The 10,010-nt window shown below is 69.5% G+C and carries 9 protein-coding genes and 1 riboswitch; of the genes, 7 read left to right on the plus strand and 2 right to left on the minus strand.

Translation table 11 applies throughout. From position 1 onward, the window contains the following. Window positions 1–17 precede the first annotated feature (17 nt). Window positions 18–1,271, plus strand: coding sequence for an Ig-like domain-containing protein (locus N4P33_RS12770; protein ID WP_260826504.1), 1,254 nt, complete (start codon window positions 18–20; stop codon window positions 1,269–1,271). A gap of 78 nt (window positions 1,272–1,349) precedes the next feature. Here the strand turns inward: N4P33_RS12770 and N4P33_RS12775 are convergent, their stop codons facing one another. Next, window positions 1,350–1,751: a hypothetical protein gene (locus N4P33_RS12775; RefSeq protein ID WP_260826505.1), complete on the minus strand. Its 402-nt coding sequence runs from the start codon at window positions 1,749–1,751 to the stop codon at window positions 1,350–1,352. Between the two features lie 145 nt (window positions 1,752–1,896). Between N4P33_RS12775 and N4P33_RS12780 the strand changes: the two genes are divergently transcribed. The 6 genes from N4P33_RS12780 (at window position 1,897) to N4P33_RS12805 (ending at window position 9,026) form a co-directional block, all read left to right on the plus strand. After that, window positions 1,897–2,517 (plus strand): heme-copper oxidase subunit III, encoded by a 621-nt coding sequence (locus N4P33_RS12780; RefSeq protein WP_260826506.1) that lies wholly within the window; start codon window positions 1,897–1,899, stop codon window positions 2,515–2,517. Window positions 2,518–2,599: 82 nt separating this feature from the next. Beyond that, window positions 2,600–3,412 (plus strand): c-type cytochrome, encoded by an 813-nt coding sequence (locus N4P33_RS12785; protein WP_260826507.1) that lies wholly within the window; start codon window positions 2,600–2,602, stop codon window positions 3,410–3,412. Then, the gene (locus tag N4P33_RS12790; RefSeq protein WP_260826508.1) at window positions 3,409–4,467 is read left to right on the plus strand and encodes a ubiquinol-cytochrome c reductase iron-sulfur subunit; all 1,059 of its coding nucleotides are present in this window, start codon (window positions 3,409–3,411) and stop codon (window positions 4,465–4,467) included. The genes N4P33_RS12785 and N4P33_RS12790 overlap by 4 nt, the downstream gene beginning before the upstream one ends. Beyond that, window positions 4,464–6,101 (plus strand): cytochrome bc complex cytochrome b subunit, encoded by a 1,638-nt coding sequence (locus N4P33_RS12795; RefSeq protein WP_260826509.1) that lies wholly within the window; start codon window positions 4,464–4,466, stop codon window positions 6,099–6,101. The genes N4P33_RS12790 and N4P33_RS12795 overlap by 4 nt, the downstream gene beginning before the upstream one ends. A gap of 140 nt (window positions 6,102–6,241) precedes the next feature. Further along, window positions 6,242–7,306 carry an anthranilate phosphoribosyltransferase gene (trpD, locus tag N4P33_RS12800; protein WP_260826510.1) on the plus strand — a complete coding sequence of 355 codons (1,065 nt, stop codon included), beginning with the start codon at window positions 6,242–6,244 and terminating at the stop codon, window positions 7,304–7,306. Between the two features lie 74 nt (window positions 7,307–7,380). Further along, window positions 7,381–7,498: riboswitch (SAM riboswitch) on the plus strand. A gap of 160 nt (window positions 7,499–7,658) precedes the next feature. Further along, on the plus strand, window positions 7,659–9,026 hold the full coding sequence (locus tag N4P33_RS12805) for an aminotransferase class V-fold PLP-dependent enzyme (protein ID WP_260826511.1): 1,368 nt from the start codon (window positions 7,659–7,661) through the stop codon (window positions 9,024–9,026). Here N4P33_RS12805 and N4P33_RS12810 read toward each other — a convergent pair. Further along, window positions 8,981–10,010 (minus strand): glycerate kinase (locus N4P33_RS12810; RefSeq protein WP_260826512.1); only part of this gene is annotated, 1,030 nt, incomplete at its 5' end. The two genes, N4P33_RS12805 and N4P33_RS12810, sit on opposite strands and share 46 nt — an antisense overlap.

The raw sequence follows: 10,010 nt of genomic DNA on the forward strand, positions 1-10,010 counted from the left end.
GTTCCTAGCGTGGGGCCATGAGCCACCACCCGCGCACCCGTATCGTCGGCTGCACGCTGCTGGTGATCGCCCTCGGCGCGGGCGTCACCGGCTGCGGCTCCGACGGCAACCCGCTGTCCGCCGAGCCGTACGACGCGGCGGACCAGATCTCCTTCAACGGCCCCACCGGCGACCGGAAGACCGCGGACCCGGACAAGCCCCTGGAGGTCGTCGCCGAGGACGACGACGGCCGCATCACGGACGTCACCGCCCAGGACGCCACGGGCCGCCATGTCGCGGGCGAACTCTCCGCCGACGGCAGCCGCTGGCACAGCACCTCACCGCTGGCCGCCAACGCCCAGTACACGGTGCGCGTGAGCACCGAGAACGAGGATGGGGCCCCCGGCCGCAAGGTGATCACCTTCACCACCGGCAAGCCGTCCAAGACCAAGCGCCTGGGCGTCACCTTCGGCCCCAAGGCGGGCACCTACGGCGTCGGCCAGCCCATCACCGCCGAGCTGAACGCCCCCGTCAAGGACCGCGCCCAGCGAGCCGTCGTCGAACGCGGCCTGAAGGTCACCTCCACGCCCGCGGTGACCGGCAGCTGGTACTGGGTGGACGACAAGAAGCTCCACTACCGCCCCAAGGACTACTGGCCCACCCGCGCCACCATCCGGGTGCGCAGCAACCTGGAGGGCATCAAGATCAATGACCGCCTCCGCGGCGGCAAGGCCAAGCCCCTCACCCTCACCACCGGCGACCGTGTCATAGCCGTCACGGACGCCGCCGCACACCATCTGACGGTCTACAAGAACGGCGAGGAGATCAAGACCATCCCCGTCACCACGGGCAAGCCGGGCTTCGAGACCCGCAACGGCGTCAAGGTCGTCCTCGGCAAGGAGCGCTTCGTCCGGATGCGCAGCACCACGGTCGGCATCGCCGAGGGCTCCTCGGAGTCGTACGACCTCGACGTGTACTTCGCCACGCGCGTCACCTGGAGCGGCGAGTACGTCCACGCCGCCCCCTGGTCCGTCGGCTCCCAGGGCTACGCCAACGTCAGCCACGGCTGCGTCGGCATGAACACCAGCAACGCCGAGTGGTTCTTCAACACGGTCCGCGAAGGCGACCTGGTCAAGGTCGTCAACTCCGACGGCAACACGATGGAACCCTTCGGCAACGGCTTCGGCGACTGGAACGTCCCCTGGGAGAAGTGGCAACAGGGCAGCGCCTTGACCACAGGCCCGGACGCAACCCCTCAGGAAGCAGCACGCCTCCGACCCTGGGCAGCCTGACCAACCTAGGGGCGCGGGGAACTGCGCGAACAACCACAACGACGCCGCAGCCGCCCTACAAGACAAGCCCCCGAGCTCTCAGGCGCTCTGCAGCTTCTTGGACCGCAACAAGGAAGCCAAGGCACGGGCAAACTCCACCGGCTCCACCGGCAGGGTCACCGCCGCCTCAGCCCGACTCCACGTGGCCAGCCACGCATCCTGAGGCCGCCCGATCAGCAACAACACCGGCGGAGCCTGGAACACCTCGTCCTTGATCTGCCGGCACAACCCCATGCCCCCCATGGGCACGGCCTCACCGTCCAGCACACAGACGTCGATCCCGCCCTTGTCCAGCTCACTGATCACAGCGGCGGGCGTCGCACACTCGACGAACTCCACCACAGGAACATCCGGCGCCGGCCGCCGGCCGGTGGCCAACCGCACCTGCTCCCGCGTGTTCGCATCGTCGCTGTACACCAGCACCGTGGCGGTCGGCTGCATGCTTCCTCCGTGACGTCAGCGTCGTAAGGACAAGCCCGTTGGGCCGGATGCTACTCCCTTGAACACCACGTCAACACCGGTACGACCGCCCGAGACACTCCGAACGGCACCCCCCGGAGTGAGGGCGGGATAAGCGACCGACATAATGTCGGTCGTGGCGACAGCAACGACAGTAGATACCGGGCACGCGCACCCGTCGGTCAACCGGCCGAACCTCACCAGCGTCGGAACCATCATCTGGCTGAGTTCCGAGCTGATGTTCTTCGCGGCCCTCTTCGCGATGTACTTCACCCTGCGATCGGTGACCGGACCCGACTTCTGGTCGGAGAAGGCCGACACCCTGAACTTCCCGTTCTCGGCGACGAACACCACGATCCTGGTGCTCTCCTCCCTCACCTGCCAGCTCGGCGTGTTCGCCGCCGAGCGCGGTGACGTGAAGAAGCTCCGGGGCTGGTTCATCGTCACCTTCATCATGGGCGCGGTCTTCATCGGCGGTCAGGTCTTCGAGTACACCGAGCTGGTCAAGCACGAGGGCCTGTCGCTCTCGTCCGACCCGTACGGCTCGGTGTTCTACCTGACCACCGGCTTCCACGGCCTGCACGTGACGGGCGGTCTCATCGCCTTCCTGCTGGTCCTGGGCCGGACCTACGCGGCCAAGAGGTTCACCCACGAGCAGGCGACCGCGGCCATCGTCGTGTCCTACTACTGGCACTTCGTCGACGTCGTCTGGATCGGCCTCTTCGCCACGATCTACATGATCAAGTAGCCGGGTCCGCGACCGCGCGCGCTCGAAGAAGCGCACCCATCCAGAAGCATCGACGCAGAAGATCCTGACACCGGGGTAATCCGTGAAAAAGCTCTCCGCACGACGACGCCACCCGCTGGCGGCGCTCGTCGTCCTACTCCTCGCGCTGGCATGCACCGGGGGGCTGTACGCCGTGTTCGCACCCGCGGACAAGGCGCAGGCCGACGAAACCGCCCAGTCCCTCACCATCGAGGAGGGAAAGAAGCTCTACGCGGTCGGCTGCGCCAGCTGCCACGGCACCGGCGGTCAGGGCACCTCCGACGGGCCGAGCCTGGTGGGCGTGGGCGCCGCGGCCGTGGACTTCCAGGTGGGCACCGGCCGTATGCCGGCCGCCACCTCGAAGGGCGCGCAGGTTCCGCGCAAGAAGCCGGTCTACACGCAGGCCGAGATCGACCAGCTTGCGGCGTACATCGCCTCCCTGGGCGCCGGCCCGGCGATCCCGACCGAGGAGCAGTACGGCCCCGAGGGCGCCGACATCGCCAAGGGCGGTGAGCTGTTCCGCAACAACTGCGCGCAGTGCCACAACTTCACCGGTAAGGGTGGCGCCCTGACGCACGGCAAGTACGCGCCGAACCTCGAGGACGTCGACCCGAAGCACATCTACGAGGCCATGCTCACCGGTCCGCAGAACATGCCTTCGTTCCCCGACAGCACGCTGTCGGAGCAGAACAAGAAGGACATCATCGCGTACCTGGACGAGGTCAACAGCCAGAACTCCGAGAGCCCGGGCGGCCTGGAGCTGGGCGGGCTCGGCCCGGTCAGTGAGGGTCTGTTCGGCTGGATCTTCGGTCTCGGTGGCCTGATCGCCGTCGCTGTGTGGGTCGCCGCTCGGACCGCAAAGGCCAAGAAGTCATGAGTAGCCAAGACATTCCAGAAGAGAACCTGCCGGCTGAGCAGGACACCGCCCACGGCGCGGTAGCGCGAGCGGACGAGGAGCACCCGTTCGCCGACCCGGGGCTGCCGCCCCACGAGCACCGGATCCAGGACATCGACGAGCGGGCCGCCAAGCGGTCCGAGCGCACGGTCGCCCTGCTGTTCACGCTCTCGATGCTGGCCACCATCGGCTTCATCGCCGCGTTCGTCGCGATCCCGGTCGAGAAGATCGTCTACATCTTCCCGTTCGGTCACATCAGCGCCCTGAACTTCGCGCTCGGCGTGACGCTCGGCATCGCGTTGTTCGCCATCGGCGCCGGCGCGGTCCACTGGGCCCGCACGCTGATGTCCGACGAGGAGCTGACCGACGAGCGGCACGCGATCGCGGCCGAGCCCGAGGTCCGCGCCAAGGTCATGGACGACTTCCGCCAGGGCGCGAAGGAGTCCCAGCTCGGCCGGCGCAAGCTGATCCGCAACACCATGTTCGGCGCGCTCACCCTGGTGCCGCTGTCCGGTGTCGTGCTGCTGCGCGACCTCGGCCCGCTGCCCGAGGACAAGCTGCGTCACACCCTGTGGTCCAAGGGCAAGCTGATCATCAACATGAACACCGGGGAGCCGATGCGCCCCTCGGACATCGTGACCGGCTCGCTGACGTTCGCCAAGCCCGAGGGCCTGGAGGAGCACGACCACGACTTCAACAACGAGATCGCCAAGGCCGCCCTGATGATCGTCCGCATTCAGCCGGACGACATCAAGGACAAGCGCACCCTCGAGTGGGGGCACGAGGGCATCCTCGCGTACTCGAAGATCTGCACCCACGTCGGTTGCCCGATCTCCCTGTACGAGCAGCAGACGCACCACGTGCTCTGCCCCTGCCACCAGTCCACCTTCGACCTCTCCGACGGTGCCAAGGTGATCTTCGGTCCCGCCGGTCACGCCCTTCCGCAGCTGAAGATCGGCGTGAACGACGAGGGCTACCTCGAAGCGCTCAGTGACTTCGAAGAGCCCGTCGGTCCTGCTTTCTGGGAGCGCGGATGAGCACCAACGACAGCAACGAGTCCCGCTCTCGCGGGAAGGCACCGGCCGGCGAGCGCGTCGCCGACTGGGCCGACGGCCGGCTCGGGATCTACTCCCTGGCCAAGGCCAACATGCGCAAGATCTTCCCGGACCACTGGTCCTTCATGCTGGGCGAGATCTGCCTGTACAGCTTCCTGATCATCATCCTCACGGGTGTGTATCTGACGCTGTTCTTCCACCCGTCGATGAACGAGGTGGAGTACCACGGCAGCTACATCCCGCTCCAGGGCCAGCTGATGTCGGAGGCGTACGCCTCCACCCTGGAGATCAGCTTCGACGTGCGCGGCGGTCTGCTCATCCGGCAGATCCACCACTGGGCGGCGATCGTCTTCCTCGCCGGCATGTTCGTGCACATGATGCGCGTCTTCTTCACCGGCGCGTTCCGCAAGCCGCGTGAGATCAACTGGCTGTTCGGCTTCCTGCTGTTCGTGCTGGGCATGTTCACCGGCTTCACCGGCTACTCGCTCCCGGACGACCTGCTCTCCGGCACCGGTGTCCGCTTCACCCAGGGCGCGATCCTGTCCGTGCCGATCGTCGGCACGTACATCTCGATGTTCCTGTTCGGCGGGGAGTTCCCCGGGACCGACTTCGTGGCCCGGTTCTACTCGATCCACATCCTGCTGCTGCCGGGCATCATGCTCGGTCTGGTGGTCGGCCACCTGATCCTGGTCTTCTACCACAAGCACACGCAGTTCGCGGGTCCCGGCCGGACCAACAAGAACGTCGTCGGCATGCCGCTGCTGCCGGTGTACATGGCGAAGGCGGGAGGCTTCTTCTTCCTGGTCTTCGGCTTCATCGCGCTGCTCGCCGGCATCGCCTCGATCAACCCGATCTGGAACCTGGGCCCCTACCGCCCGGACATGGTCTCCACGGGAGCCCAGCCCGACTGGTACATGGGCTTCGCCGAGGGCCTGGTCCGCGCCATGCCCGGCTGGGAGATCAACTTCTGGGGCCACACCCTGGTCCTGGGCGTGTTCATCCCGCTGGTGATCTTCGGTATCTTCCTCGGGATCATCGCGCTGTACCCGTTCATCGAGTCCTGGATCACCGGGGACAAGCGCGAGCACCACATCCTGGACCGCCCGCGCAACGCCCCGACCCGTACGGCCTTCGGTGTCGCCTGGGTCACCGCGTACATGATCATGCTGATCGGTGGTGGCAACGACATCGTCGCCACGCACTTCAACCTCTCGATCAACGCGGTCACCTGGTTCGTCCGGATCGGCTTCTTCGTGGGCCCGGTCGTCGCGTTCGTCGTCACCAAGCGCATCTGCCTCGGCCTGCAGCGCCGGGACAAGGACAAGGTGCTGCACGGCCGCGAGTCGGGCATCATCAAGCGCCTGCCGCACGGTGAGTTCATCGAGGTGCACGAGCCGCTCAGCCAGGAGGCCCTGTACACGCTCACCGCGCACGAGCAGTACAAGCCGGCGGAGATCGGCCCGACGGTCGACGAGCACGGTGTCGAGCGCAAGGTGAAGGGCTCCGAGAAGCTGCGCGCCAAGCTCAGCGAGGCGTACTACGGCGAGGAGTCCCAGATTCCGAAGCCGACCGTCGAGGAGTACAACGAGATCACGAGCGGCCACGGCCACCACTGATCGTCGCACTCGCCACGCCACCTGAAGGGGCCCCGTCCGTTGTTCGGACGGGGCCCCTTCGGCGTGCCCCGGGCTGGATAGGGTGGGCCCTGAGACGTTTCCCGCATGTCCTACATGCTCTACGACCATCAGGAGCGGCTATGAGCGCTGTGACCCCCGCTGGAGGCGACACCGCGGCGGGCCGTTCCTGGCCCGCCCTGCTGAACGGGCTGCTGGACGGCCGGGACCTCACCGCCGACGACACCGCCTGGGCGATGGACCTGATCATGCGCGGCGAGGCCACCGACGCGCAGATCGCCGGGTTCGTGGTGGCGCTGCGCGCCAAGGGCGAGACGGTCGAGGAGATCACCGGCTGCGTCCGCGCCCTGTACGACCACGCCAACGTGATCGAGGTGCCCGGGGCGACCGTCGACATCGTCGGCACCGGCGGCGACGGCGCCAAGACCGTCAACATCTCCACGATGTCCTCGATCGTCGTCGCCGGCACCGGCGCGAAGGTCGTCAAGCACGGCAACCGGGCCGCCTCCTCGGCCTCCGGCGCCTCCGACGTCCTGGAGAAGCTCGGCGTCAATCTGGAGCTGAGCCCGAAGCGGGTGGCCGAGGTCGCGGAGGAGGCCGGGATCACCTTCTGCTTCGCGGTGAAGTTCCACCCGGCGCTGCGCCATGTGGCCGCCGCCCGCGGCCAGTTGGGCATCCGCACGGTGTTCAACTTCCTCGGCCCGCTGGCCAACCCGGCCCGGGTCAGGGCCCAGGCGGTCGGTGTCGCCGACCCGCGGATGGCGCCCATCATGGCCGGTGTCTTCGCCGAACGCGGCAACTCCTCGCTGGTCTTCCGCGGCGACGACGGCCTCGACGAGCTGACCACCACGGCCACCTCCCGGGTGTGGGTGGTCCGCGACGGCAAGGTCACCGAGGAGACCTTCGATCCGCGGGACGTCGGAATCGACCTCGTCCCGGTCGAGGCGCTGCGCGGCGCGGACGCCTCCTACAACGCGGAGGTCGCCCGGCGGGTGCTGGACGGCGAGCGCGGCCCGGTGCGGGATGCCGTGCTGCTGAACTCGGCGGCGGCGCTGGTCGCGCTGGAGCCCGGCGGCGGCACGCTCACCGAGCAGATCCGCGCCGGGATGGACCAGGCGGCCGAGGCCATCGACTCGGGCGCCGCCAAGCGCGTACTGGACCGCTGGGTGGCCGTCAGCAACGCGTGAGATCCGTCGTGTGATGTCCCGCGATCCGGACACGGGTTGCGGGACATCGCTCTGATCGCCTAGTTTCCTGTCCAGGTCATGAGTGACAGTCATCAGGCCCCGGCCGACTGTCCGGCAACCCTCCGTCCGTGGCGGGGTGCCCCGGGTGAAGACCAGGCCGTACGGCAGCAAGGCCTACGGCAAGCGCGGACCCCTCGCGAAACCAGGGGTCCTGGGTCGTTCGAGGGAGCCTTCCGTGAGCAAGCGAATGCGTTAGGGGCCGCCGCCCCCGAGTGGCCGCTGAGCCCCGCCTCCGCATCCCCCTTCACCTTCCTCGCCGGTGAATTCCGGCTGCCTTCACGGGAGTTCCCCCATGTCTGTCTCCAGCCTTGCCGTCGACGCGTCCGTTTGTGCCCCGCTGCCCGTTCTGGGACGAGATGTCACCGTCCCGCTCGTGACCGGCGGTGAGGTCACCTACGCCGCGCTCGACTACGCCGCCAGCGCGCCCGCCCTGCAGCGCGTGTGGGACGACGTGGCCGCCTACGCCCCGTACTACGGCAGCGTGCACCGCGGTGCCGGGTACCTCTCGCAGCTGTCCACCGATCTGTTCGAGAACGCCCGCAAGGCCGTCGCCGAGTTCCTCGACTGCCGGGCCGGCGACCAGGTGGTGTTCACCCGGTCCACCACCGACTCCCTGAACCTGCTCGCCGCCGCCCTTCCCGCCGACTGCCAGGTCTTCGTCTTCGAGACCGAGCACCACGCATCCCTGCTGCCCTGGCGCGGCGCCCGGGTCACCTACCTCGACGCGCCGAGCAGCCCCCGCCAGGCCGTCGAGACGCTGGAGCGCGCCCTCGCCGACCGCGACCCCTACGGCCCGGCCCTGATCTGCGTGACCGGCGCCTCCAACGTCACCGGCGAGCTGTGGCCCGTACGCGAACTGGCCGCCGTCGCCCACGCGCACGGCGCCCGGATCGTCCTGGACGCCGCCCAGCTGGCCCCGCACCACCCGGTGAGCGTCCGTGACCTGGACGTCGACTGGGTCGCCTTCTCCGGGCACAAGCTGTACGCCCCCTTCGGCTCCGGGGTCCTCGCCGGGCGGGCCGACTGGCTGCGCGAGGCCGAGCCGTATCTCGCGGGCGGTGGCGCCAGCCGCAAGGTCAGCCGGCGCCCGGACGGGGGAGTGGATGTCGAGTGGCACGACAGCGCAGCCCGGCACGAGGCCGGCTCGCCCAACGTCATCGGCGCCTACGCCATCGCCTCCGCCTGCAAGGCGCTCACCGAGGCCGGGGTCGAGACGCTGGTGGCGCGCGAGCAGTACCTGATCCGCCGGGTGCGGGAGGGGCTCGCCGAGGTGCCCGAGGTGCGGTTCCTGTCGCTGTTCGGCGACGACGCGCCGCGCGTCGGCGTGCTGTCCTTCGTCGTCGACGGCTGGAACAGCTCCCACTTCGCCGCCGCGCTGTCCGCCGAGTACGGCATCGGCGTACGCGACGGGCTGTTCTGCGCGCACCCGCTGGTGCGGACCCTGCTCGGTGCCGAGGCGGGGGCCCAGGGCGAGTGCGGGGCTCCGGAAGCGGCGCCGGGGGAGAAGTCCCTCAACGCCATCCGGGTCAGCTTCGGCGCGGGCACCCCGGACGAGCACGTCGACCGTTTCGTGGCCGCCGTGAAGGAACTGGTGCGCGACGGCGCCCGGTGGACCTACCGCACCGAGGACGGGCGCTGCGTGCCGGACACCTCCGCGTGAGCGGGCACCGGTAGGCGGGTGCCGAGCAGGATCATCCGCAGGGCACGTTCGGTGGCGTCCGTGAGGAGTTCGGCGGCCCGCACCAGCGCCTCCGCCAACGCCATCGGCGCGGGCAGGATGCCGTGGCAGGCGTCCACGCCCGGCACGTCCTGCGCGCCCTCGCCCAGCGTCCCGGCCAGCGCCAGCACCGGCCGCCCGTAGAGCTTGGCGCGGCGGGCCACCTCCGCCGGGACCTTCCCGCGCGGGGTCTGGTGGTCCAGGGCGCCCTCGGCGGTGACGACGAGATCGGCGCGGGACAGCCGGGCGTCCAGGTCGAGATGGTCGAGCAGCACGTCGAAGCGGGGCAGCAGCCGGGCACCGAGGGCGGCGAGCCCGGCACCCAGCCCGCCGGAGGCGCCGGTGCCGGGGCCGAGGCGCAGATCGGTGCCGGTGACGCCGAGGTCGCGGGTGAGGACCCGCGCCCAGTTCTCCAGGCCCGCCGACAACTCCTCGACCTGTGCCGGGGTGGCCCCCTTCTGCGGGCCGAACACCCGGGCCACACCCCGCTCCCCGCACAGCACGTTGAAGGGGTTGCAGGCGACCAGCACGTCGGTGTCCGTGAGCCGCGGGTCGAGGCCGGAGGGATCGATCCGTGCCAGGCGCCTCAACTCCGCACCGCCCCGCCCCAGTTCGAAGCCGTCGGCGTCCAGCAGCCGGGCGCCGAGCGCCTGGAGCGCGCCCGCCCCGCCGTCCGAGGTGCCCGAGTCGCCGCAGCCGACCAGGATCCGCCGGACGCCCTGGTCGAGCGCGGCGCGGATCAGCTCGCCGACGCCGTACGTGGTGGTGGCGCCGGGATCGCGGCGGGTGCGGGGGACCAGGGAGAGACCGGCGACCGCGGCCATCTCGACGACGGCGGTGTCGCGGGCGCCGAGCAGGGCGAAGTGAGTGCCGACAGGCTCGCCGACCGGGCCCGTGGCGGCCAGCGCGACCAGCCGGCCGCCGGTC

This window comes from Streptomyces sp. 15-116A (assembly GCF_025290915.1).
Classification (GTDB): domain Bacteria; phylum Actinomycetota; class Actinomycetes; order Streptomycetales; family Streptomycetaceae; genus Streptomyces.